This is a genomic window from Enterobacter huaxiensis (assembly GCF_003594935.2).
In the GTDB taxonomy this organism is placed as follows: domain Bacteria; phylum Pseudomonadota; class Gammaproteobacteria; order Enterobacterales; family Enterobacteriaceae; genus Enterobacter; species Enterobacter huaxiensis.
In genome coordinates this window covers 1,095,851-1,119,888 of sequence record NZ_CP043342.1, presented here as the reverse complement: position 1 = coordinate 1,119,888, position 24,038 = coordinate 1,095,851, and the positions used below count along the sequence as shown (strand labels likewise).

General features: G+C 57.1%; 25 protein-coding genes and 1 pseudogene. 14 read left to right on the top strand and 12 right to left on the bottom strand.

Annotated features, from left to right (window positions below; genetic code table 11):
* Positions 1 to 10: 10 nt before the first annotated feature.
* Both D5067_RS05440 and nudI read left to right on the top strand, forming a co-directional pair.
* Positions 11 to 1,180 carry a beta-barrel domain-containing protein gene (locus D5067_RS05440; protein WP_119936272.1) on the top strand — a complete coding sequence of 390 codons (1,170 nt, stop codon included), beginning with the start codon at positions 11 to 13 and terminating at the stop codon, positions 1,178 to 1,180.
* 233 nt (positions 1,181 to 1,413) lie between these two features.
* Entirely contained in the window at positions 1,414 to 1,839 is a 426-nt protein-coding gene (nudI, locus tag D5067_RS05435) for a nucleoside triphosphatase NudI (RefSeq protein WP_119935932.1), read from the top strand.
* A 46-nt stretch (positions 1,840 to 1,885) separates the two neighbouring features.
* On the opposite strand, the gene D5067_RS05430 is transcribed toward nudI, so the two are convergent.
* Complete coding sequence (locus D5067_RS05430; RefSeq protein WP_119935933.1) at positions 1,886 to 3,067, bottom strand: aminotransferase-like domain-containing protein; 1,182 nt, start codon at positions 3,065 to 3,067, stop codon at positions 1,886 to 1,888.
* Positions 3,068 to 3,087: 20 nt separating this feature from the next.
* The gene (locus tag D5067_RS05425) at positions 3,088 to 3,975 is read right to left on the bottom strand and encodes a LysR substrate-binding domain-containing protein (RefSeq protein ID WP_119935934.1); all 888 of its coding nucleotides are present in this window, start codon (positions 3,973 to 3,975) and stop codon (positions 3,088 to 3,090) included.
* 97 nt (positions 3,976 to 4,072) lie between these two features.
* Between D5067_RS05425 and D5067_RS05420 the strand changes: the two genes are divergently transcribed.
* Positions 4,073 to 4,675, top strand: a complete 603-nt coding sequence (locus tag D5067_RS05420) for a short chain dehydrogenase (protein ID WP_119935935.1) — start codon at positions 4,073 to 4,075, stop codon at positions 4,673 to 4,675.
* Here the strand turns inward: D5067_RS05420 and D5067_RS05415 are convergent.
* From D5067_RS05415 to D5067_RS05385, 7 genes are all read right to left on the bottom strand, one after another.
* Complete coding sequence (locus D5067_RS05415) at positions 4,669 to 5,403, bottom strand: class I SAM-dependent methyltransferase (protein WP_119935936.1); 735 nt, start codon at positions 5,401 to 5,403, stop codon at positions 4,669 to 4,671. The two genes, D5067_RS05420 and D5067_RS05415, sit on opposite strands and share 7 nt — an antisense overlap.
* Positions 5,404 to 5,466: 63 nt before the next feature.
* The gene (locus D5067_RS05410) at positions 5,467 to 6,846 is read right to left on the bottom strand and encodes an amidohydrolase family protein (RefSeq protein ID WP_119935937.1); all 1,380 of its coding nucleotides are present in this window, start codon (positions 6,844 to 6,846) and stop codon (positions 5,467 to 5,469) included.
* A gap of 1 nt (position 6,847) precedes the next feature.
* Entirely contained in the window at positions 6,848 to 7,804 is a 957-nt protein-coding gene (locus tag D5067_RS05405; RefSeq protein ID WP_119935938.1) for a carbamate kinase family protein, read from the bottom strand.
* A 119-nt stretch (positions 7,805 to 7,923) separates the two neighbouring features.
* A complete protein-coding gene (locus D5067_RS05400; protein WP_119935939.1) occupies positions 7,924 to 9,468 on the bottom strand; it encodes a xanthine permease in 1,545 nt (514 codons plus the stop codon).
* Positions 9,469 to 9,479: 11 nt separating this feature from the next.
* Positions 9,480 to 10,895, bottom strand: a complete 1,416-nt coding sequence (locus D5067_RS05395; RefSeq protein WP_210433792.1) for a YlbE family protein — start codon at positions 10,893 to 10,895, stop codon at positions 9,480 to 9,482.
* Positions 10,895 to 12,436 (bottom strand): acyl-CoA synthetase FdrA, encoded by a 1,542-nt coding sequence (fdrA, locus tag D5067_RS05390; protein WP_119935940.1) that lies wholly within the window; start codon positions 12,434 to 12,436, stop codon positions 10,895 to 10,897. The genes D5067_RS05395 and fdrA overlap by 1 nt, the downstream gene beginning before the upstream one ends.
* Positions 12,437 to 12,543: 107 nt before the next feature.
* Positions 12,544 to 13,149: an ankyrin repeat domain-containing protein gene (locus tag D5067_RS05385; protein ID WP_119935941.1), complete on the bottom strand. Its 606-nt coding sequence runs from the start codon at positions 13,147 to 13,149 to the stop codon at positions 12,544 to 12,546.
* A gap of 320 nt (positions 13,150 to 13,469) precedes the next feature.
* Between D5067_RS05385 and D5067_RS05380 the strand changes: the two genes are divergently transcribed.
* Complete coding sequence (locus tag D5067_RS05380) at positions 13,470 to 14,399, top strand: LysR substrate-binding domain-containing protein (protein WP_119935942.1); 930 nt, start codon at positions 13,470 to 13,472, stop codon at positions 14,397 to 14,399.
* Here the strand turns inward: D5067_RS05380 and D5067_RS05375 are convergent.
* On the bottom strand, positions 14,396 to 14,554 hold the full coding sequence (locus D5067_RS05375) for a YqaE/Pmp3 family membrane protein (RefSeq protein WP_119935943.1): 159 nt from the start codon (positions 14,552 to 14,554) through the stop codon (positions 14,396 to 14,398). The two genes, D5067_RS05380 and D5067_RS05375, sit on opposite strands and share 4 nt — an antisense overlap.
* A 171-nt stretch (positions 14,555 to 14,725) precedes the next feature.
* Between D5067_RS05375 and D5067_RS05370 the strand changes: the two are divergent.
* Positions 14,726 to 14,950, top strand: a pseudogene (locus tag D5067_RS05370) (hypothetical protein); the annotation flags it as partial.
* A 78-nt stretch (positions 14,951 to 15,028) separates the two neighbouring features.
* Positions 15,029 to 15,208, top strand: coding sequence for a GDFGVC terminal motif YodC-like protein (locus D5067_RS05365; RefSeq protein WP_119935944.1), 180 nt, complete (start codon positions 15,029 to 15,031; stop codon positions 15,206 to 15,208).
* Between the two features lie 37 nt (positions 15,209 to 15,245).
* Here D5067_RS05365 and stpA read toward each other — a convergent pair whose 3' ends face one another.
* On the bottom strand, positions 15,246 to 15,650 hold the full coding sequence (gene stpA, locus D5067_RS05360) for a DNA-binding protein StpA (RefSeq protein ID WP_119935945.1): 405 nt from the start codon (positions 15,648 to 15,650) through the stop codon (positions 15,246 to 15,248).
* A gap of 494 nt (positions 15,651 to 16,144) precedes the next feature.
* Between stpA and alaE the strand changes: the two genes are divergently transcribed.
* Positions 16,145 to 16,594, top strand: coding sequence for an L-alanine exporter AlaE (gene alaE / locus D5067_RS05355; protein WP_119935946.1), 450 nt, complete (start codon positions 16,145 to 16,147; stop codon positions 16,592 to 16,594).
* A gap of 32 nt (positions 16,595 to 16,626) precedes the next feature.
* Here alaE and D5067_RS05350 read toward each other — a convergent pair whose 3' ends face one another.
* Positions 16,627 to 16,971 (bottom strand): DUF2002 family protein, encoded by a 345-nt coding sequence (locus tag D5067_RS05350; protein WP_119935947.1) that lies wholly within the window; start codon positions 16,969 to 16,971, stop codon positions 16,627 to 16,629.
* Positions 16,972 to 17,129: 158 nt separating this feature from the next.
* On the opposite strand from D5067_RS05350, the gene D5067_RS05345 reads away from it, so the two are divergent.
* The 7 genes from D5067_RS05345 to proW all read left to right on the top strand — a co-directional run bounded on the left by D5067_RS05345 (position 17,130) and on the right by proW (position 24,030).
* Positions 17,130 to 17,456 (top strand): ElaB/YgaM/YqjD family protein, encoded by a 327-nt coding sequence (locus tag D5067_RS05345; protein WP_119935948.1) that lies wholly within the window; start codon positions 17,130 to 17,132, stop codon positions 17,454 to 17,456.
* 243 nt (positions 17,457 to 17,699) lie between these two features.
* Complete coding sequence (gene nrdH / locus D5067_RS05340) at positions 17,700 to 17,939, top strand: glutaredoxin-like protein NrdH (RefSeq protein WP_119935949.1); 240 nt, start codon at positions 17,700 to 17,702, stop codon at positions 17,937 to 17,939.
* Positions 17,936 to 18,346, top strand: coding sequence for a class Ib ribonucleoside-diphosphate reductase assembly flavoprotein NrdI (nrdI, locus tag D5067_RS05335; RefSeq protein WP_119935950.1), 411 nt, complete (start codon positions 17,936 to 17,938; stop codon positions 18,344 to 18,346). The genes nrdH and nrdI overlap by 4 nt, the downstream gene beginning before the upstream one ends.
* Complete coding sequence (gene nrdE / locus D5067_RS05330; RefSeq protein ID WP_119935951.1) at positions 18,319 to 20,463, top strand: class 1b ribonucleoside-diphosphate reductase subunit alpha; 2,145 nt, start codon at positions 18,319 to 18,321, stop codon at positions 20,461 to 20,463. The genes nrdI and nrdE overlap by 28 nt, the downstream gene beginning before the upstream one ends.
* Before the next feature lie 9 nt (positions 20,464 to 20,472).
* Positions 20,473 to 21,432: a class 1b ribonucleoside-diphosphate reductase subunit beta gene (nrdF, locus tag D5067_RS05325; RefSeq protein WP_119935952.1), complete on the top strand. Its 960-nt coding sequence runs from the start codon at positions 20,473 to 20,475 to the stop codon at positions 21,430 to 21,432.
* 332 nt (positions 21,433 to 21,764) lie between these two features.
* On the top strand, positions 21,765 to 22,976 hold the full coding sequence (gene proV, locus D5067_RS05320) for a glycine betaine/L-proline ABC transporter ATP-binding protein ProV (protein WP_119935953.1): 1,212 nt from the start codon (positions 21,765 to 21,767) through the stop codon (positions 22,974 to 22,976).
* On the top strand, positions 22,960 to 24,030 hold the full coding sequence (gene proW, locus D5067_RS05315; protein WP_119935954.1) for a glycine betaine/L-proline ABC transporter permease ProW: 1,071 nt from the start codon (positions 22,960 to 22,962) through the stop codon (positions 24,028 to 24,030). The genes proV and proW overlap by 17 nt, the downstream gene beginning before the upstream one ends.
* Positions 24,031 to 24,038 lie beyond the last annotated feature (8 nt).

Below are 24,038 nucleotides of genomic sequence, written 5' to 3'. Positions count from 1 at the left end.
CGTTGCGGCAATGGAAGACCTGGACAACGCTCTCGAATCTGAAAGCGGCTACACCGGTGCGCGGCGGATTGTTTTTTTCTCTTTGTTGATGTTTGTTGCCGTTGGCATTTGGGCGTGGTTTGGCGTGCTGGATGAGGTCTCAACCGGAACCGGCAAAGTGGTCCCCAGCTCGCGCGAGCAGGTTTTACAGTCTCTTGACGGCGGGATCCTCACCGAGCTTAACGTTCATGAAGGCGATCAGGTGCAGGCCGGACAGGTTCTGGCGCGGCTCGATCCGACCCGCTCCGAATCGAACGTGGGTGAAAGCGCCGCGCGCTACCGGGCATCGCTGGCCTCCAGCGCGCGTCTTTATGCCGAAGTGAACGATCTGCCGCTGAAGTTTCCGCCCTCGCTGGCGAAATGGACGGATTTGACGGGCACCGAAACCCGGCTCTACAACTCTCGCCGCGCGCAGCTTGAGGACACCCAGCGCGAGCTGCGCTCGGCGTTAGATCTTGCCAATAAAGAGCTGGCGATCACCCAGCGGCTGGTGAAAACCGGCGCCGCCAGCCACGTGGAAGTGCTGCGCCTGCAGCGGCAGAAGAGCGATCTGGAACTTAAGCTTACCGACGTCCGCTCGCAGTATTACGTCCAGGCGCGCGAGGCGTTATCCAAAGCCAACGCGGAAGTGGATATGGTTTCGGCTATTCTCAAGGGGCGGGAAGATTCGGTGACCCGCCTGACGGTAAAATCCCCGGTGCGCGGCATCGTGAAAAATATCAAAGTCACCACCATCGGCGGCGTCATCCCGCCCAACGGTGAGCTGATGGAGATTGTGCCGGTGGACGATCACCTGCTGATTGAAACCCGCCTGTCCCCGCGCGATATCGCCTTTATCCATCCAAACCAGGAAGCGCTGGTCAAAATCACCGCCTACGATTACGCCATCTACGGCGGGCTGCACGGCGTGGTGGAAACCATCTCGCCGGACACCATTCAGGACGAAGCCAAGCCGGAGGTGTTCTATTACCGGGTGTTTATCCGTACCGGTCAGGATTACCTGGTGAACAAAGCGGGACGGCATTTTTCGATTGTGCCGGGGATGATCGCGACGGTGGATATCAAGACCGGGGAAAAAACGGTGCTGGATTATATGATCAAGCCGTTTAACCGGGCGAAAGAGGCGTTGCGTGAGCGGTGATACATTGCCGGCCTACGGTTTTCTCCCTCTCTCTGTGGGAGAGGGCCGGGGTGAGGGCATTAGGCCGCATCAATATCATAAAATATCAAGAGGCATCGCGTTTTCCAGCGTTGAATGCTGGCTGAATCTACAACAAAACCTTGTCGCCCAGGAGGCTTAAATATGACGCTGCCTAACACACCCAGCACCCCGCATCTGATAAAGTAGCCCAAACTCATTTTCAGGAAGAAACCATGCGCCAACGTACCATTGTCTGCCCCATCATTCAGAACGACGGGGCCTATCTGCTGTGCAAAATGGCCGACGATCGCGGCGTGTTCCCCGGCCAGTGGGCGCTGTCCGGTGGAGGAATGGAGCCAGGCGAAACGATGGAGCAGGCGCTGCGCCGGGAAATCCGCGAGGAGCTGGGCGAGGCGCTGGAGATTACCGACGTGAAGCCGTGGGCGTTTCGCGATGATATTCGAGTGAAAACTTACGCCGACGGCACTACGGAAGAGATATATATGATTTACCTGATCTTCGACTGCATCAGCGCCAACCGTGAGGTGACGTTTAACGAAGAGTTTCAGGAAGTTGCATGGGTTCGCCCGGCGTCATTACACGATTTGGATCTGAATGAAGCCACTCGTCTGACATTTGCACAGAAAGGGCTGCTGTAAGGAAGGTCTGCGCATAACGACACCGTCGCCGTTATGCGCAGTTCGTTTACAGCGAGATTTTCAGGCGTCTCACTGCCTCTATCAGCTGCTCATCCGTTGGCGTCACAAACGACATACGCAGCGTCGTGTGGTCCGGCTCGTTGCAGTAGAAGAACTCGCCCGGCACGAATACCACACCGTTGCTCAACGTTTTTTCCAGCCATTTCGTGGTGTTGATGCCGTTGTTCATTTTCGCCCACAGGAACATGCCGCCCTTTGGCTTGTGGAACGACATCACATCGCCCAGCTCGGCTTCCAGCTCATTCGCAAACGTCTGGTATTTCTGGCGATACGCTTCGCGGATCATCGTAATTTGCCCGGCCAGACGCCCCGTTTTCAGGTACTCATAGGTCATCATCTGCGACAGCGTGCTGGTGTGCAGATCGGTGGTTTGCTTCAGGTTAACCACCGCGCGTTTCAGCCACTCGGGGACCAGCACCCAGCCCACGCGGGTGCCCGGCGCGAGGATTTTCGAGAAGGTGGAGGTGTAAACCACGTTATCTTCATTGCCGATATCTTTGGCGTGGGCAATTAACGGGCGGAACACTTCCTCGGTATAATTAATTTCGCTGTAGGGATCGTCTTCAATAATAACGAAATCATAGCGCTTTGATAATTCCACCAGCTGTTTACGGCGCGCTTCAGAAAGCGTAACCCCGCCCGGGTTACCAAACGTCGGAACAATATAGACCGCTTTAATCGGCTTATTTGCCACCAGCGCTTCAAGTTCATCCACTTTCATTCCGTCGCCGTCGGTGCCAACGGATTCAAAATTCGCCTGCGCCAGGCCAAATACCTGTAATGCGGCGAGATAGGTAGGGCGCTCAACAACAACGGTATCGCCTGGGTTGATTAATGCACGCGCCAGCACGTCGAGAGACTGCTGCGAACCGGAGGTCACCACCACATCATCCGCCTTGCAGCGGATCCCGCGCCCTTCGCAGATGCGCTGAATCTCTTCCCGCAGTCCCGGTACGCCTTCGGTCAGGCCGTACTGGAACGCCTCGCCAAAATGCTGTGATAAGACGGCATCGGCAGCAATTTTAAGCCCTTCGTGGTCGAACAGATCGGGATTAGGGATACCCCCGCCCAGCGAAATCACCCCTGCCATTTTGCTATGTTTTAATAATTCACGGATGGCAGATGATTGCAGGCCCTGCGCGCTGCTGGCGAGTTTGTTTGCAGACATTCTTTGATTACCTTCTTTTTTTATATTGTGCCCAATCTTAGCAGAATATGGGCGATAAATTCCGTAAGCTTAGGCAGTTGACGTAAATCCTGACGCCACAATAAATGCACCGGCCTCGGCGCGGGCGTGTACTGCTCCAGCACCCGCACCAGCCTGCCGCTTGCCAGCTCTTCCGCCACCAGCACTTCCGGTTGTAGCAACAGCCCCGCCCCCGCTCGCGCCGCCATGCGTAAACCGTAGCCGTCGTTACATCTTAAGATCGCATCCCGCTTCCAGCGCACCTCCCCTTCCACGCCCGGCAGCCGCCACTCGTTACGTGCCGTCCACACCGTGTGTGAAAGACACAGGTGATCCACCAGATCGTCGGGCGTTTGCGGCGTGCCGTGGCGCGCTAGATAGTCCGGCGCGGCACAGATCACCATGTTGTAGGGGCAGAGGTATTTCGCCACCAGATCGTCATTGCGAACGTCGCCGATGCGGATCGCCAAATCGACGCCTTCATCCACCAGATCCACCATTCGGTTGGTGAGGTCCAGCTCCACGCGGACGTCCGGGTAGCGCTGTAAAAACGTAGCGGTGAGAGGCGCAATCACGCAGCTGCCAAAGGAGGTGGGCGCCGTCACGCGCAGCGTCCCGGCGGGTGCGGCACGCAGCCGCTCGACTGCATTTTCAGCAATGGAGACCTGCTCAAGCACCCGCTTCGCCTCGTCGAAATAGACCCGTCCGGCATCCGTCAGGCTCTGACGGCGCGTGTTGCGCTCCAGCAGGCGCGTGCCGAGCCGGGATTCCAGCAGCGCAACGTACTTTCCCACCATCACCGCCGACATCTCCAGCCGTGCCGCCGCCGCGGTGAAGCTGCCGCTTTCCACCACCGCGATAAACGTCTCCATGCTGCGAAGCTTATCCATATTCCAAACTCCTGGTTAGCAATCATCTAACTTTAGCCCAGTTTATCCGACATTTAATTTATTAAAGAATGAAGGCTCACAACATGAGGAGTCGGCTATGAAAATCGTCATTATTGGTGCCAGCGGTACGGTCGGTCGTGCAGTCACAGAGGCGTTAGGTCGTCGCCACGAGGTCATCCGCGTCGGGCGTACGCAGGGAGATTATCAGGTGGATATCACCTCGCAGGCGAGCGTCCAGGCGCTGTTTGAAAAGATCGGCCCGGTGGATGCGATTGTCTCCGCCAGCGGCGGCCTGCACTTTGGCCCGCTCGCGACCATGAAGGACAGCGACTTCAACCAGGGTCTTCAGGATAAGCTCCTGGGGCAGGTTCGCCTGGCGCTGACCGGGCAGCACTACCTGAACGAAGGCGGCTCAATTACGCTCATCAGCGGGATTGTGGCACATGAGCCGATCGCACAGGGCGTGAATGCCACCACGGTAAATGCGGCGCTGGAAGGGTTTGTGCGCGCCGCGGCCTGCGAGCTGCCGCGCGGTATTCGCATCAACCTGATCAGCCCGACGGTGCTGACCGAATCCGCCGAGGCGTACGACGGTTTCTTTCCGGGCTTTGAAAGCGTGCCCGCCGCCACCGTTGCGCTGGCCTATCGCCGCAGCGTGGAAGGCGTGCAGAGCGGGCGGGTTTACAAGGTGGGTTACTGAGCCTTACGGGCGGCGATGAGCACCAGCATCGGGCGTTCAGCCTCTTCGGCCAGCGCGGGCCAGGCGTCAATCTGCGCCTGCGCTGGGCCCCATTCGTTGACCTCATCGATCGTCAGTCCGGCCTTGATTAGCGCGTTGAGCGTGGTGCCCAGCGTGCGGTGATATTTAATCACCCCGTCCGCCAGCCAGTTGCTGACGCGCTGGCCTTCGTCCTGATAATGGTTCACGCCCCAAAACCGCTCGCCGCTGTCGTCGGTCAACCAGCCCTGACGGGTGGCGCAGGTGTAAATCGGGTGCTCCATGGAAAAGACCAGGCTGCCGCCCGGCCTGAGCGCACGCTGAACCTTCGCGAACAGGGTATCCAGCTCCGGCAGGTAGTGCAGCGCCAGCGAACTGTAGACCAGATCGAGGCTGTTCTCGGTGAGACTGAGAGATTCCAGGTCGCTACGCTGATAGTGAATCTGTGGGTCATCGGTCAGTTCAGCCGCGCGGGCGAGCATCTTTTCTGAGATATCAACGCCCGTGACGTCAGAAGCGCCCAGCGCGCGCGCCGCGCGGCAGAACCAGCCGTAGCCGCAGCCGAGATCGACAACCGATTTGCCGGTTAAACCCGGCAGCATGTTTTTCAGCGCGGGCCACTCCGGCGCGCCGTCCAGCCCCTGCACGGAGCGCGGCAGCCGGGCGTAGCCCTCGAAAAAGGCCGGGTTGTCGTAGATATTTTGTGCCATAGCAGATCCCTCTTTGATGAATATGCAGAGCAGTATACGGCATTGTCGGGTGGCGGCTCGCTTTTAGCTCACGGTGCCCCAGACCAGATTTCCCTTGTGGAACGTCGCGGTGCGCGGGGAAATACGCGCCACGGCCTCGGCGGAGCAGGAGGCGTCTACCAGCACAAAGCTGGCGTCGTCCTGCGCTTTTGGCCACACGCGTTCGCCTTTGTCGTTCAGCGGCAGCACGTCGCCGGTGGCGATGCCGAGCGCGCGGGAAAGCGTCTGCTCGTTCGGGCGGATATAGAGCTGCGCATAGAGGTTAGCTTTTTCCAGCATGTCCCCCAGGCCGTACGGCGACCAGTGGTCGATTACGCTGTCGGTTCCCGTCATGACAAACACGCCCTTCTCGCGAAGCTGCTTCAGCGGCATGTGCAGGGTGCCAATCGGCACGGTGGAAGCAATCGTCACCTGCTGCGCCGCCATGCGGGTGGCAATCTCATCCACCTGCTGCTCGTTGAGCGTGGCCAGCGCAAAGGCGTGGCTGATGGTGAGTTTCCCCTTCAGCGCCGGCGTTTTTTCCACGGTTTCCACCATGTAGTTTACCGCCGCCACGCCCGCCGGGCTGGTTTCGTGCAGGTGAATATCCACCCCTTTGTCGTAGTCCAGCGCAATCTGGAACATGGTGTCGAGGGATTTCTCCATCGCGCCGTCGACGTTGGTCGGGTCCAGCCCGCCCACGTAGTGCGCCCCGGCCTGCATCGCCTCGCGCATCAGCTTTTCAGAGTTTGACAGCAGCAGGCCGTGCTGCGGGAAGGCGACGATTTCGCAGTCAAAACCCGCTTTGCGGCGAGCCAGCACCGCCTGCAAATTTTCCAGGTTTTTCAGGCCAGAAACCGGCTCAATGTTGCAGTGGCTGCGGGCGATGGAGGAACCTTTCGACTGGATCAGATCGATAAGCTTTTCCGCACGCTCCTGGGTGTAGGGCTGCAGCTCAGGCAGCAGCTTCTGCTCCAGGCGGATCATATCCTGAATGGTCGTTCCCACCGGACGGTTCAGCGAGCGCCACGGGCCGCCGTAAAAGGTTTTATCCAGATGGATGTGCATGTCGCGCATCGCCGGAAGCATCAGCTTTTTACCCGCATCATAGTGCGGCAGCGTGGCGTCGGCGTGGCTGTTATTGTCGCGCAGGGCGACGATCTTCCCGTCTTTAATCTCCAGCGTTTTCAGCTCGGTGCGGGTGCCTGTCGCTACGCCGCCGTCGACGTTAAATCCGGCCTCCAGCAGCACGTTGTCGAGGTAATAGTGTGGTGCGGTGACGTTCATTGGTTTGCCGGTCTCGCAGGTTGCCTTCGTGGAATCAGCAGCATACGCGACGGATCCGGTGGCGCCAAACAGCGCGCAGGCGGTAACCATTTTGCCGCTCTGGCTGATAAACTCACGGCGGCTTTTATTTTCAGTCATCTTATCTTCCTTCATTAACGATGTGGGTACCGGTTTCTCCGCGCAGCGCCGCGGGCAGGCAGTCCGGCGAGGTGATAATCACGCGCCTGCCGCCGTGTTTTAAAAATTCCAGCGAGGCGACGATTTTGGGCAGCATGCTGCCTGCCGGGAAGTGGCCCTCATCCATGTAGCGCGTCATCTGCGCCACGCTGACCGTATCCAGCGCCTGCTGGTTCGGCTTGCCGAAGTTAACGCACACTTTCTCGACGCCTGTGGTGATCGCCAGCACGTCGGCGCGGATTTCGCGCGCCAGCAGCGCGGTGGAGAGATCTTTATCAATCACCGCGTCGACGCTCTGATAATCTCCCTGCTCGCTGCGAACCACAGGAATACCGCCACCGCCCGCGCCGATCACCACAAAGCCTTTCTGCGTCAGCGCCTTGATGGCGTCCGCTTCGACAATCCGCAGCGGCTGCGGGGAAGCCACCACGCGGCGGTAGCCCCGACCGGAATCCTCAACAAAATGCCAGTCCGGGTGCGCGAGCTGTAGCGCATCGCGCTGCGCCTCGCTGAAGAACGCGCCGATAGGCTTCGTCGGGTGCGTGAAGCCGGGATCGTTTTTATCCACCTCAACCTGAGTAACGACCGTGACCGCCTTCTGCTCGCCGCGCGCGGCCAGGCGGTTGTTCAGCGCCTGCTGGATCAGGTAGCCGATGCCGCCCTGGGTATCCGCCACGCAGTTGGCCAGCGGCGTCAGCGGCAGCCCTTCCCGCTCGTGGGCGATTTCGGCGCGGCGCAGATCCAGCCCAACCTGAGGGCCGTTGCCGTGGGTGAGCACAATGTCATAGTCGGAGGCCAGCATTTCGAGCACCGACTCAGCCACCGCTTTCACCGCCTGCACCTGATGTTCAACCGACTGGCTGACGTTGTCTTTGATAATGCTGTTGCCGCCGATGGCGACGACCATGAGTTCTTTCATTTTGTTTCCTTTAGAAGGTGCGTTCTGGTGCCCTCACCCCGGCCCTCTCCCACAGGGAGAGGGGGATTAACGTTCCCTCTCCCTGTGGGAGAGGGTTAGGGTGAGGGCATCAGGCATTATCAGGACTCAGAAACCGGTGCCGCAGCGCTCGCCGCTTCCCGGCTATCGAGGAAATGCTTCACCACGAACATGCCGCCCATCATCAGGTAGGCCGTAACGAACATCAGGGAACTGCCTTCGGCAAAGCCCACCACCGGGGCGTGGATGACGCCGAAAAGCGCCAGCAGCGCGCCGACGGCTGCCGCAACGGCACCGCGCAGCGGCTTATTGATGATGGAGAAGATGGCGATGCAGCCCCACAGCATGCTGGCGAGCGGTGCGCCGTTGCCGAGATGCATCAGCCCTTCGTAGTAGATCCCCTTGCTGTGCAGCACATCGGTACCGATTTTCGCCGCGCTGGTGCCTGCCGCCCCCATCACGCTGTTCATCATGGTCAGCGCCCAGTTGGCGATCCACGGGAACAGGCAGATGAAGATCACCGGCACCTCTACCTTGGGGGTTTCCCTGACCACCTGGTTGGCCGTCACGACGCCGATAAACACCAGTATCGGCACGATGGCGGTCATCGGAATGATGGCGAGCATAAACGCCCCCAGACCGAACAGCGGCACGATGAACATGGTCACGCCCGAGGCCAGCGTGTAGCCGATGCTGGCCCCCATCGCTTTCCAGCCGGGATGACCAACGTAGACCGTCACCGGGAACGGGTTGCCCATCAGGCAGCCGAGCATGGAGGCCAGGCCGTTCGCCAGCATCACCTTACGGGTTGGGTAGGGATCGCCCGCCGCGTGGGCGCTTTCGATGTTTTCAAGGTCAAAGATGTAGTTCGCCAGCCCCAGCGGGACGGCAGAGGCCAGGTACGGCAAGGCGTGCGGCAGGCCCTGCAGGAAACCTTCCACGTGCACCTGCGGCGGGTTAAAGCCGAACGACGACATCGAGGCTTTGATCGCCTCCGGGCTTTGCAGGCCGGAAATCCACGCCAGCGCCGTACCGGCAATTAGCAGCAGCAGGCCGGTCGGGATTTTGGCGAAGATCGGCTTTTTGCCAAACCAGTTGATGAAGATCAGCAGCAGCACGATAAACGACACGGTCGGCGCTTCGAACGCCTGCAGCATAGGGTTCATCGCCAGCAGCAGCAGGCCTAAACCGGACAGGCACGACAGCAGCACGGTACGCGGGATCATCTTGCGGATGGTTTCCCCCAGGAACGAACCGCCCGCCAGGATCATCGCTTCAACAAAACACCACACCAGGCCGATTTGGATAGCAAAATCCGCATCGCCCGTTTGCTGATAAACGGGCATCAGCACCAGGAAGGTCACGGTAAAAATCGACGGCGCGCTCGGGCCGGACGGTAGCGCGGTAACGTCCGTTCGTCCGGTGGCGCGCGCCATCTGCAGGCCGAACCATGCGTAGCAAATACTCGCGACCAGCACCGCCAGCCCGAAGGCGGGCGCGATGCGTCCATAAACAATCTCCTTCGGGATGCCGACGACAAAAATGAGCAGCCCCATCATGGTCAGCAAATTGGTCAGGTTGTTGGTCATCAACCCGAAATAGGCCGCCCAGTCACCTCTTTTCCACTCCAGTTTCATGTTTTTCATGGATGCTTGCCTTATAAAAAGTAGCGATCGCGGAAGGTCAACAGCGCCTTTTCAAAACAGCTAAACGGCGGGTGAACGATGCCCGCCCCAATCATGCCGATGCCCGCGTCTTTGTGGGCAATGGCGGTGTTGATCACCGGCAGAATGCCGCTGCCCGCCACTTTGGTGACGTCGATGGCGGTAGGGATGCCCATAAAGGAGAGCAGCGGAATGGTGACGTTCGGGTTTTCGCCAAGCGTGATTTCGCGCATCTGGCGGGAGAAATCGATGGCTTCATCCACCGTGCCGCCCACCAGCGCAACGATTGCCGGGGCCGTCGCCATGGCAAAGCCGCCGATGCCGTAGGTTTCGGTGATGGCGCTGTCGCCAATGTCCAGCCCGGAGTCTTCCGGCCTGTAGCCCGCGAACATGGGGCCGATCACCTGCTGCGCCGGGCCGGTGAACCACTGTCCGGGAAGGCCCGAAATGCGCAGGCCAAACTCGTAGCCGTTGCGCGCCATGGTGGTGACGACGGTGCTGTACTCAATGCCGTGCGCGGCGTCCAGCGCGGCCTTACACATCGCCATCCACGTCGGGCCGGAGAAGTAGTCGCTGCTGGCGACAAACTCGAATACCTCGCGCTGCTGCTCCACCGGATAGCCCGCCTGAATCAGCCCCGGCGTCAGCGCCTGGATCAGCAGCGTGGTGCCGGCGTTGTTGCGGTTGTGGCACTCGTCGCCCATGTGCAGCGCCTGGGTCAGCATCAGGCGCAGGTCAATTTCGCCGATAATCTTCATTGCGTCGCGCAGCATCGGGCCGAGCACGTCGCGCATCCAGTTCAGACGGTCGATCACGCTCTGGTCGTTGGCCCCCATGCGCAGGATCTTCGCCATCTGCTCGCTGAGGTTGGTGAAGGCGCGGTTGCCGTAGGTTTTGTTTTCAACGATGTGCATAAACATCGACGCGGAGGTGACGCCCGCCATCGAGCCCACGCAGTCATGCTCGTGGCACGGCGAGAAGGTAATATCGCCTGAAGCTGCCAGCCTTGCCGCGTCGTCCAGATCCGTCGCCAGCCCTTCGAACACCAGCGCCCCGGTGACCGCGCCCTTCATCGCCCCGCACATCTTTTCCCATGAGACGGGCGGACCGGCGTGCAGAATGGTGGTGCGGGTCATGCCCGGCACAACGTTAATGGCCTGGTCGTAGCCCACCAGCACCGGATGGGACTGAATAATGCGCTCAAGGGCGATTTGGTTAGCGGCGGCGATCTTCTCCGCCAGCGGTTTTTCCGCCAGCTGGTCGAGCGCCTCAACGACCTGCATATTGCCCTGCCCCGGCGGCGTCCAGTCGAGCTGGGTCACGGGAACATGCTGTTTTTTGAGGTCATCGCTGAACATTGCGATGCCGACGTTAATGACGTTCAGCGGCTGGTTGAATAAGGTGGTCATTATGCTTTCTCCCCTTTGCAGACAAATTCGCGCGCCAGTAATCCGGTATTGGTGCTGCTGCTGGCCCAGATAACGCCAGCGTCGGTCAGCAGCTGACACTGCTGCGCCAGCGATTGCGGATCCTGGTCAGTGCCGAGCACGTAGCCAAGGATCTCCAGAGGGCGGTTATCGGCCTTCGCAATCGCCTGCGCCTCCTTAATGGCGTCGAGCATCACGCCGACCGGATCCTCGTGCGCGCCGAAGCCCAGCACGAAGTCCATGACGATGACGCCCACCTCCGGATCGCGCGCCTCCTGCAGCAGGCGGCTGATGCGGTTGGTCGGGTCGATCATTGGGTGCGGTTTGCCGTTGGTGAAGTCGTCGTCGCCAAAGTCGAGGAAGGTGTGGGCTTTACTGACGCTGATGTCGCTCAGGCGCTTAGACGGATCCGGCTGGATGTTGCTGTAGACGTCGTCGAATTTCGCAAGCGCCGCGAACATCGCCTCGTCGCACAGCGTTCCGCCGCAGAACAGGCCGCGTATGTACTTTTGCTGCGGGGTCAGGCGGGCGCGCACTTCTTCAATCAGCGGCCAGTTGAGCGGGTGTAGATCGAGGGATTCTTTTTTGATGCCGTTAAGCAGGACCGCCTTCAGCGCGGCCTCTTTGGTGCCGCGCGCAAACTGCAGGCCGTCTTCATCGGCTGGCGGTTCGTTGCGCCCAAGGAAGCAGACGACCACGGGCTTGCGGCAGGCGCGCGCGCGGTCCAGCACTTTCTCCGCCACGGCTGGCGCGGGCGGCTTGGAGATCAGCGCAATCACCTGCGTGGCGTCGTCGGCCTCCAGCATCTCGATGGCGTCGAGCATCATCAGGCCGCCGATTTTTTCGCTCAGATCGCGGCCGCCGGTGCCGATCAGCTGCGATACGCCGCCGCCGAATTCGTGAATGCGCACGCTCAGCTCCTGGCTGCCGGTGCCGGATGCGCCGACGATGCCAATCGAGCCGCGGCGCACCGCGTTAGCAAAGCATAGTCCCGCGCCGTTGATGATGGCGGTGCCGCAGTCCGGCCCCATCATCAGCAGCCCTTTCTCATGCGCCAGCTGCTTCAGCGCCAGCTCGTCGTCGAGCGATACGTTGTCGGAAAACAGCATCACGTTGAGGTCGTTTTCCAGCGCCTGGCGCGCTTCGCGTGCGGCGAAGGTGCCGTTTACCGATATCACCGCCAGGTTTGCCTCAGGGCGATGGGTTTTGGCGCTGGCAGTCGTCGCGTAGCGCGCCTCATGGGAGCCCGCGCTCTCTTTACGAATGAATAAGGCTTCAATGGCCGCCAGCGTTTCATCATTCGCCGCGTCGCCTTTAATTACGATCATCAGATCGCCGTTTTTGGCTTCCGCTAATTCCGGCGTTAATAGCCCGAGATTTTTTAGGACGCCTTTATTCATTTCCGTCGCCATTGCCACAAATGCCTGTTCAACGCCCGGCAGCTTATTGGCTTTGGTGGAAACGGACATCAATGACACCGAATCAAAATAGGTGTTCTTTTTTATAACGATTTTGGTTGGCATTATTTTCTCCAGAATGCGGATAAAAGGGGGCCGCCGTCGTGCAAAATGCACGTCGGTAAAAATGCGTTTTTGATTAACGGCCAGCCGGAAAAAGCTGGCCGGAGACGTTATGCGCCTGCCGCCAGCAGCAGGTCAGCGATCGCGTCGAAGCCTTTTTCCCGCGCCAGTTCGAGCGGGGTTTTACCGTATTTATCGGTCATGTGCGGGTTTGCGCCGTTGTCCAGCAGCAGCTTGACGATCTCCTGCTGCTTCGCGCCGCCGTCGTTGAGTACGATGGCTTCCAGCAGCGGCGTCCAGCCGACAAAGTTGGTATGGTTGACGTTGATATCGGTTTTTTCCAGCAGCTCGCGCACAATCTCAACGTGCCCCTTTTCGCTGGCAGGCGTGATGCCCACGCCGCCGAAACGCGTCAGGCGATCGAGATCCGGTTTAGCCGTAAGGACAAGGCGCAGCAGGGTGAGATCGTTGGTCAGGCAGCTAATCAGGAAAGGGTTGAAGCAGGTGTGGTCCTGCCGATCGATATCCGCGCCGGCAGAAATTAAAAACTCAACGCTGGAATACTGTTTTTTGAGGCTGGCAATAATAATGGCGGTTCTTTTCTGGCGGTTGGTGGCATTAATATCCACACCTTTATCCAGGCAGGCTTTTAGGGCATCAACGTTGCCCTGCTCTGCCGACAGCAGAAATTCAGTAACGAGTTCATTTTCAGACATATTCAGACTCCCGATGATTCACTTCTGATGACCTGAGAATAGCAACAGCCTGGTCAGAAAAGAATCCGCTTAAAAAGGATTCATCGACAGCCAATTCATTGTTGAGGTAAATTCAACAGTCAGGTCAAAATGTGCGTCCGTGCAACCTTTTTCTTATGTTTGACCGCGTTTTAGCGTTTCAGACTGCATTATGCTTATGCCTGATAAAGCCTTATATGGCGCGGCTTTCATGAAATAGTCAGAACTGTGATCGGCTTCAAATGCGGTGTAACAGTGTTGTTAAAATATGTTCAAAACTGATGGCGACACGGAGCCGTAATATGAATTCCATCTTTACCGAAGAGAACCTGCTGGCCTTCACCACCGCAGCGCGCTTTGGCAGCTTCAGCAAGGCCGCCGCCGAGCTGGGCGTCACCACCTCGGCCATCAGCTACACCATTAAGCGTATGGAGACCGGGCTGGACGTAGTGCTGTTTGTGCGTAACACGCGCAGCATCGAGCTGACCGAGTCTGGCTTTTACTTCTACCGCAAAGCCACCGACCTGCTGAATGACTTCCACGCCATCAAGCGCGGGATAGATACCATTTCCCAGGGGATCGAAACGCGGGTGCGCATCTGTATCAACCAGCTTTTATATACGCCACGCCATACCGCCCGGCTGCTGCAGGTGTTGAAAAAACAGTTCCCCACCTGCCAGATCACGGTAACGACCGAGGTGTACAACGGCGTCTGGGATTCGATCATTAATAACCAGGCCAATATCGCCATTGGCGCGCCGGATACGCTGCTCGACGGCGGCGGCATTGACTACACCGAGATTGGCGCCATACGCTGGGTCTTTGCGATTGCCCCGTCGCATCCGCTGGCGTTTACGCCGGAGCCAATAGCGGAAAGCCAGCTCCGCCTTTATCCGAATATCATGGTGGAAGATACTGCTCACACCATCAATAAGAAGGTCGGCTGGCTTCTTCACGGGCAGGAGGCCATTCTGGTGCCGGATTTCAACACCAAATGCCAGTGTCAGATCCTGGGGGAAGGCATTGGTTTTTTACCGGAATATATGGTGCGAGAGGCGGTGGAGGACGGTCTGCTGATTGCGCGGCGTATCAATAACCCGCGTCAGGACTCGCGCATGCTGCTTGCCACACAGCATGCGGCGACCGGCCAGGTCACGCGCTGGATCAAACAGCAGTTTGGGCCTGAAGGGGTGCTGACCGGGATCTACAGCGATTTACTCTGGCGCGCCTAGCTTTTGGTCTGAACCCAAAAAGCGTGAATAAGACCGGGAATATACCCCAGCAGGGTCAGAAGGATATTCAGGAGGAATGCCCAGCCGAAACCTTTGCCAAGCAGCACGCCCAGCGGCGGCAGAACGATCGTGAAAACAATACGCCAAAAACCCATAACAACTCCGTGCAAGCTAACCAATTGAAAATAAAAAAGAGTACATACTCTAAGCGTAGCCAGTGTATCGGCAACTGTCATCTCACTCGCGACCTTTTACCCGCTTTTACCCTCTTTACACTGGCTGAAGATGGGCTTTAAATGCTGTACTTGTCAGACCTATCCCGACCTGCCTGCCTGGCGCAGGCGGCATCGCCGGCACAGGCATACGTGGTTGAGGGCGGAATTCAGGGCTGGAAACAGGCCGGGCTGCCGACGGTTGAAGACAGATCGCAGCCGCTTCCCCTGATGCGTCAGGTGCATGTGGGGGCAGGCCTGCTGTTTGCCGGGGTGACCGGTTTTTGCGGTATGGCCAGGCTGTTGAAAGTGATGCCGTGGAACCGGCGTACCTCATAAGCAGTACCTGAAAGATTAACGCTGTACCCTGCGCCGGACGTGGGCTAAGGTGAAGATCGCTTAACGAGAGGAGGTGTTATGTTTTCTGTTGGTGATTATGTACAGCCGCGTCAGGGCGGCCCAAAACTGAAGGTTCTTGAAGTGAATGGTGAAAGCATTGTGGCGGTACAGGCCAGCAATGAACAAGGCGAGACGTACACCCTGAAAGCAGCAGACGTGACGCTGTACACCGAATCGGGTGATTTCGGCGTTTGCTGATCTGACAACCGGGCGGATATTCCGCCCGGCCTACGGATTAGATCAAGAAATCATCCAGTGATTTACCGTTTGCCAGCGCGCTCGCGATTGGCTTCGGCGTACGGCCCTGACCGGTCCAGGTTTTCTCTTCACCGTTCACGTCAATAAAGCGATATTTAGCTTCACGCGCTTTGCGTTTTTTCGCTGGTTGACCGGCCTGCGCCAGGTCTGTGCCCAGCAGATCGCTCGGGGAAATACCGTCAGCTTTCATTCGCTCCAGCAGGGCGTTAATTTTATCCTGCTGCTCAGCACGCTGCTGCTCGAACTCCGCCTGCTCGCTGCGTTTTTCTTCCGCGACAATCCTGACTTTTTCCAGCACTTCTTCCAGAACGTCCATGGATAATTCACGCGCCAGCGCACGAAGCGTGCGGATATTATTAAGATTCTGTAACGTCAGAGACATATATATTGAAAACCTTTTCATTGTGGATAAATCGAAAAATCAACAAACAGAATAATTGATTTCTCCTCTGATATCCACCCATTGGCCCTTTTTGCCATTAATGTAAATATTTTAAAGAGTAAATTTAAATATCAGAGAATCGGCATACATAAATCAGTAAGAATAAATCACCCCACCAATATAAAAGGTCGCTTTTAAACCAAATCAAAGAACGCCGTGCTGCGCCCCTCTCTTCGCTACACACGCCCAGGATTTAAAATTTCAATACACTGATTTGTATAGATAAAATCATACATAAGAGACAAAATAACGAAACGAGCAAAAAACAACCATCTTTAGAGATTTTTGTTGAAAAAATGCGCACAAATAAAAATTAATCACTAGTTGTTAGTTTAAAGCCAGAGAGATACGCTATACACGTCAAACAAACCAACCTAAACCACTAAGATTAACGGGTTAAACGTCACCTTTTGCGCTTTTCAAGGAGTTCAGACATGTTCTCACCGCAGTCCCGCCTGCGCCATGCGGTAGCGGATACTTTCGCGATGGTTGTCTACTGTTCCGTCGTGAACATGCTGATTGAAATATTCCTCTCCGGAATGTCCTTCGAGCAGTCGCTTTCTTCTCGTCTGGTGGCGATCCCGGTCAACATCGTTATTGCATGGCCTTACGGTTTATACCGTGATGCGGTGATGCGTCTTGCCCGACGCCTTAGCCCGGCGGGTTGGGTGAAAAACCTGGCAGACGTGCTGGCATACGTGACGTTCCAGTCGCCGGTTTACGTCGCTATTCTGCTGGTCGTCGGTGCAGACTGGCATCAAATCGCTGCAGCGGTCAGCTCAAACATTGTGATTTCGATGTTGATGGGTGCGGTATACGGCTATTTTCTCGACTACTGTCGCCGCCTGTTTAAAGTCAGCCAGTACAGCCAGGCGAAGGCGTGATGTGAAGCGACTGGCGAATGCCAGTCGCAGAGTTATTGAACGTCGCCAAACAGTCCCTTCAGAAACCGCTCCAGCGCCATTCGCGAGCTGAAACCGTGCGGAATACCATAATGCTCATGCCTTTCACCGCCTAAATAGAGCGGAAATTGCTGATAATGATCGCAGGTTTTAATATCCGAGGCAGGCTCAGCAAATGACTGACTTCTGTCTTTCAGCGTCGGGTGAATAATGAGAGCGGTGCGCCCCATTCTTGCTTCACGGTTCACATAAACGTAATTCTCGCCACGGCGATATCCATACGCTTTTGATGTTACCTCATCCATGGTGAATCCCGCTTTTTCAAGAACGCGCGCCACCTCATCGGGTCGTAAATACATATCTCTTCCTCATTATCATTCCTGCCCGGCAACCTTACAGTATTCAGCATTAGCAGGGCTTTCAGAATATTCCATAAACGCCCCGATAAGGCGTGACAGGCTTCAGATATTAAATTTCTGGACTAAACTAAACGGGAACACAAATTATGGAGGATCGTATGTTTAACAGACCGAACCGAAACGAAATTAACGACGACGCTCAGGATATTCGTAATGATGTCAGCCAATTAGCGGACACGCTGGAAGACGTGCTGAAGTCCTGGGGCTCTGATGCGAAGGACGAAGCAGATGCCGCGAAACGTAAGGCTCAGTCTCTGCTGCGTGAGACGCGTGCCAAAATGAATGGCCGCTCGCGCACCACCCAGGCGGCCTGCGACATGGCCAGCTGTGCGACGACCTTCGTACGTGAAAAACCACTTTGTACGCTGGGAACCGTAGCCGCCGTCGGTATTTTTGTCGGCGCGCTGCTTAGCCTGCGTAAGTAAGCGCAGTCAGTCAGCCCCGGCAGCCTCTGGCGCCGGGGCTTTTCTTTGCCCGCTCGCCTGAAAAACCCGCACAGCCTGCCCTGCCCCGCTGTGCTCATCACCGGGGCATCATCAATCTAAATTTCCCATATCTTGTATGGTTGAAACTTATCACAACTACATCTAGTATTCCCTTTAGCAAGATACACACAACCTGACGCGACAAATCGCGCCAGCCCTTCATTCTAAATGGAAATACGAATCATGAGCATTATTATTTACACTCGTAACGATTGTGTTCAGTGCCACGCCACCAAACGCGCAATGGAAAGCCGCGGCGTAGCGTTTGAAATGGTGAATATCGACCTGGTCCCGGACGCTGCCGATACCCTGCGCGCGCAAGGCTTTCGCCAGCTTCCCGTTGTCGTTGCGGGGGAAACCAGCTGGTCCGGCTTCCGACCGGACATGATTAACCGTCTTGCCGCTCAGGCCGTCAGTGCATGAGTGGGCTGGTCTACTTCTCCAGCAGCTCGGAAAACACGCTCCGCTTTATCGAGCGCGTCGGGCTGCCCGCCATTCGCATTCCGCTTAACGAGCGCGAGCGCATACGGGTAGACGAACCTTACATTTTAATCGTGCCCAGCTATGGCGGTGGCGGAACGGCGGGAGCAGTGCCTCGTCAGGTTATCCGCTTTCTTAACGATCCCCATAACCGGGAGCGTATCCGCGGCGTGATTGCGGCGGGCAATCGCAACTTTGGCGACGCCTTTGGCCGCGCCGGGGATGTCATCTCTCAAAAATGCGGCGTGCCGTATCTCTATCGTTTTGAACTGATGGGAACACAGCAGGACGTAGAGAACGTGCGTAAAGGAGTAAACGAATTTTGGCAACGACAACCGCAGAACGCGTAATTCAGGCGACGCCGGATTACCACGCATTAAACGCGATGCTTAACCTCTATGACCGCGAGGGGCGCATCCAGTTTGGCAAGGACCATGACGCGGTGGACGCCTTTTTTGCCGCCCACGTCCGCCCGAATACCGTGACGTTTGGCAGCCAGCGTGAACGTCTTGAATATTTGGTCCAGGAAGGCTACTACGACGAGCGCGTCCTCGCCCGCTACGATCGCGGCTTTGTGGTGACGCTGTTTGAGCAGGCCCATACCAGCGGTTTTCGTTTCCAGACGTTTCTTGGCGCATGGAAGTATTACACCAGCTATACGCTGAAAACCTTCGACGGCAAACGCTACCTCGAAAGCTTTGAGGACCGTACCGTGATGGTGGCGCTGACGCTGGCGCAGGGCGATGAGACGCTGGCGCGACGTTTGACCGATGAGATCCTGTCAGGGCGTTTCCAGCCGGCCACCCCCACCTTCCTCAACTGCGGTAAAGCCCAGCGCGGCGAGCTGGTCTCCTGCTTCCTGCTGCGCATTGAAGATAATATGGAGTCGATCGGTCGCGCGGTGAACTCGGCGCTGCAGCTATCTAAACGCGGCGGCGGCGTGGCGTTTCTGCTCTCGAACCTGCGCGAAGCGGGCGCGCCGATTAAGCGCATCGAAAACCAGTCCTCCGGGGTGATCCCGGTGATGAAGATGCTGGAAGATGCTTTCTCTTATGCCAACCAGCTTGGCGCACGTCAGGGCGCGGGCGCGGTCTACCTCCACGCGCACCACCCGGATATCCTGCGCTTCCTGGATACCAAGCGTGAAAACGCCGATGAGAAGATCCGCATCAAAACCCTGTCGCTGGGCGTGACGATCCCGGATGTCACCTTTAGACTCGCCAAAGAGAATGCCGAGATGGCGCTCTTCTCGCCGTATGACATCGAGCGTATTTACGGCAAAGCCTTTGGCGACGTGGCGATAAACGACCTGTACGACGAGCTGGTTGCCGACGATCGCATTCGCAAGACCTACATCAACGCCCGTGATTTCTTCCAGACGCTGGCAGAAATTCAGTTTGAGTCCGGCTATCCCTACATCATGTTTGAGGATACGGTGAACCGCGCGAACCCGATTGCCGGGCGCATCAACATGAGTAATCTCTGCTCGGAGATTTTGCAGGTCAACAGTGCCTCAACCTATGACGAAAACCTGGACTACGCGGAGATCGGCAAAGATATCTCCTGCAACCTCGGCTCGCTGAATATTGCCCACACCATGGACTCGCCCGATTTTGGCCGCACGGTTGAGACCGCCATTCGCGGGCTGACGGCGGTATCGGACATGAGCCAGATCCGCAGCGTGCCGTCTGTTGCCGCGGGCAATGCCGCCTCACACGCCATCGGCCTTGGGCAGATGAACCTGCACGGTTATCTGGCGCGCGAGGGCATCGCCTACGGCAGCCCCGAAGGGCTGGATTTCACCAATCTCTATTTCTACACCATCACCTGGCACGCGCTGCATACCTCAATGATGCTGGCGCGCGAGCGTAACCAGCGGTTCGCGGGGTTCGAGCAGTCGCGCTACGCCAGCGGGACCTATTTCACCCAGTACCTTGAAGGCAGCTGGCAGCCAAAAACCGAAAAAGTGCGCGAACTGTTTGACCGCGCGGGGGTTGCCCTTCCGACCCGCGAGATGTGGCAGCAGCTGCGTGACGACGTAATGCGCTACGGCATCTATAACCAGAACCTGCAGGCGGTGCCGCCGACCGGATCGATTTCCTATATCAACCACGCCACGTCGAGCATCCATCCGATCGTGTCAAAAATCGAAATCCGTAAGGAAGGTAAAACCGGCCGCGTTTATTACCCTGCCCCGTTTATGACCAACGAGAACCTGGCGCTGTATCAGGATGCGTACGAGATCGGCCCGGAAAAGATCATCGACACCTACGCCGAGGCAACGAAGCACGTGGATCAGGGGCTGTCGCTGACGCTGTTCTTCCCGGATACCGCCACCACGCGGGATATCAACAGGGCGCAGATCTACGCCTGGAAGAAAGGCATCAAGACGCTCTACTACATTCGCCTGCGCCAGCTCGCGCTGGAAGGCACCGAAATTGAAGGCTGCGTGTCCTGCGCGCTGTAAGGAGAAAGGATGAAACTGTCACGCGTGAGTGCCGTTAACTGGAACAAAATTCAGGACGATAAAGACCTGGAGGTGTGGAACCGCCTGACCAGCAACTTCTGGCTACCGGAGAAGATGCCGCTTTCAAACGATATTCCGGCCTGGCAAACGCTGAGTCACGCCGAACAGCAGCTGACGATCCGCGTTTTTACCGGCCTGACGCTGCTGGATACTATTCAAAACACGGTCGGCGCCCCCGCGCTGATGCATGACGCGCTGACGCCGCACGAAGAGGCGGTGATGTCGAATATCAGCTTTATGGAGGCGGTGCATGCCCGCTCCTACAGCTCGATTTTCTCGACGCTGTGCCAGACCAAAGACGTGGATGCGGCCTACACCTGGAGCGAAGAGAGCGCGTCGCTGCAGCGAAAGGCAGACCTTGTGCTGGAATACTATCGGGCCGACGAGCCGCTGAAGAAAAAGATCGCCAGCGTGTTTCTGGAATCTTTCCTCTTCTATTCCGGCTTCTGGCTGCCCATGTACTGGTCCAGCCGGGGCAAGCTCACCAATACCGCCGACTTGATTCGTCTCATCATCAAGGATGAAGCAGTGCACGGGTATTACATCGGCTATAAGTACCAGAAAGGGCTGGAGAAAGTCAGCGAGGCGAAGCGTGAAGAACTGAAAGGCTTCGCCCTCGATTTGCTGATGGATCTGTACGACAACGAGCTGCGCTATACCGAGGAACTTTACGCCGGCAGCGGCTGGGAAGAGGACGTGAAGGCTTTCCTCTGCTACAACGCCAACAAGGCGCTGATGAACCTTGGCTATGAGGCGCTGTTCCCGCCTGAAATGGCGGAGGTAAATCCGGCCATTCTGGCGGCGCTGTCGCCGAATGCCGACGAAAATCATGACTTCTTCTCGGGGTCTGGCTCGTCCTACGTGATGGGTAAAGCGGTGGAGACGGAAGATGAGGACTGGGATTTTTAATGAACGGGTTAACGTTCATTAATTTAATATAAATCCATTATTTCCTCCCTAATATCTCTACGCCATCTACACTGTAATTTCCGCTTCATATTCACCTGAATCACGCCGATTCAGGTGATATTTCCCGATGCTGCAGTAAAAATTTCAGAAAAATTCAAACCGCCCTCAGCCCTTTACTCATGGGAAATTCAGCCGTTTCGCTTGCGGCAAAATTCATGCCATCGGCGGGGTCAGGGTTGTCTCAGATTCTCAGTATGTTAGGGTAATGCCAGTTAACTATTTACCATGGTAATCATATCGACATAAACAAATAACAGGACACTCTCTATTGCATGGCAATTAAATTAGAAGTGAAAAATCTTTATAAAGTATTTGGCGAGCATCCACAGCGCGCGTTCAAATATATCGAAAAAGGACTTTCGAAAGAGCAAATTCTGGAAAAAACAGGGCTATCGCTTGGCGTTAAAGACGCCAGTCTGGCCATTGAAGAAGGCGAGATTTTCGTCATCATGGGGTTATCCGGCTCGGGTAAATCCACTATGGTTCGCCTTCTCAATCGCCTGATTGAACCCACCCGCGGACAGGTGCTGATTGACGGCGTGGATATCGCCAAAATATCAGACGCAGAGCTTCGCGAGGTGCGCAGAAAGAAGATTGCGATGGTGTTCCAGTCATTCGCACTGATGCCGCACATGACGGTGCTGGATAATACCGCCTTTGGTATGGAATTAGCGGGCGTGCCTGCTCAGGAACGTCATGAAAAAGCGCTCGACGCGCTGCGTCAGGTTGGGCTTGAAAATTACGCCCACGGTTATCCGGATGAACTTTCTGGCGGCATGCGTCAGCGCGTGGGATTAGCCCGCGCATTAGCGATTAACCCGGACATTTTATTAATGGATGAAGCCTTCTCGGCCCTCGATCCGTTAATTCGCACAGAGATGCAGGATGAGCTGGTAAAATTACAGGCCAAACATCAGCGCACCGTTGTCTTTATTTCCCACGATCTGGATGAAGCCATGCGCATTGGCGACCGTATTGCCATTATGCAAAATGGTGAAGTGGTGCAGGTCGGGACGCCGGATGAAATATTGAATAATCCGGCGAATGATTATGTCCGCACCTTCTTCCGCGGCGTGGATATTAGCCAGGTCTTTAGCGCCAAGGATATTGCCCGTCGAACCCCGAACGGCATTATCCGTAAAACGCCAGGCTTCGGCCCGCGCTCCGCGCTTAAGCTGCTGCAGGATGAAGACCGCGAATACGGTTATCTGGTTGAACGCGGCAATAAATTTGTTGGCATTGTCTCCATCGACTCCCTGAAAACCGCCCTTGGCGAGAACCAGGGCATCGATGCGGCGTTAATCGACGCTCCGCTTGCCGTGGACGCCGAAACGCCGCTCAGCGAGTTGCTTTCTCACGTGGGCCAGGCACCCTGTGCCGTGCCGGTAGTCGGTGAAGAACAACAATATGTCGGCATCATCTCAAAACGGATGCTGCTGCAGGCTTTAGATCGCGAGGGGGCAAACAATGACCGATCAATCTAACCCATGGGGCACCGCTGAAGCAGCGGACAGCGCGGCACAATCTGCCGATGCGTGGGGTTCCACGCCCGCCCCTGCCGATGGCGGCGGTACGGCAGACTGGCTCAACAGCGCACCTGCACCTGCGCCAGAACACTTCAATATTATGGATCCGTTTCACAAAACGCTGATCCCATTGGACAGCTGGGTCACGGAAGGGATCGACTGGGTGGTCACCCACTTCCGTCCGGTCTTCCAGGGGATCCGCGTGCCGGTGGATTACATCCTCAACGGCTTCCAGCAGCTGATGCTGGGCATGCCTGCGCCCGTCGCCATTATCCTGTTCTCCCTGATTGCCTGGCAGTTTGGTAGCGCAGGGATGGGGATCGCCACGCTGATCTCGCTGATTGCCATTGGCGCGATTGGCGCGTGGTCTCAGGCGATGATCACCCTGGCGCTGGTGCTGACCGCCCTGCTCTTCTGCGTGGTGATTGGCCTGCCGATGGGGATCTGGCTGGCGCGCAGCCCGAGGGCGGCGAAGATTATTCGCCCGCTGCTGGATGCGATGCAGACCACCCCGGCGTTCGTTTATCTGGTACCTATCGTAATGCTGTTCGGCATCGGCAACGTGCCGGGCGTGGTGGTGACCATTATCTTCGCCCTGCCGCCGATTATTCGTCTGACCATCCTGGGGATTAACCAGGTGCCTGCGGATCTGATTGAAGCGTCACGCTCGTTCGGCGCCAGCCCGCGCCAGATGCTGTTTAAGGTTCAGCTCCCGCTGGCGATGCCAACCATTATGGCCGGCGTTAACCAGACGCTGATGCTGGCCCTGTCGATGGTGGTGATCGCCTCGATGATCGCCGTTGGCGGTCTGGGTCAGATGGTGCTTCGCGGTATTGGCCGCCTCGATATGGGGCTGGCAACCGTCGGCGGCGTCGGCATTGTGATCCTCGCCATCATTCTTGACCGCCTCACCCAGGCTGTCGGTCGTGATTCACGCAGTCGCGGCAACCGTCGCTGGTATACCACTGGCCCTGTCGGGTTATTCACCCGCCCTTTCACGAAATCAAAATAAGGAACAAC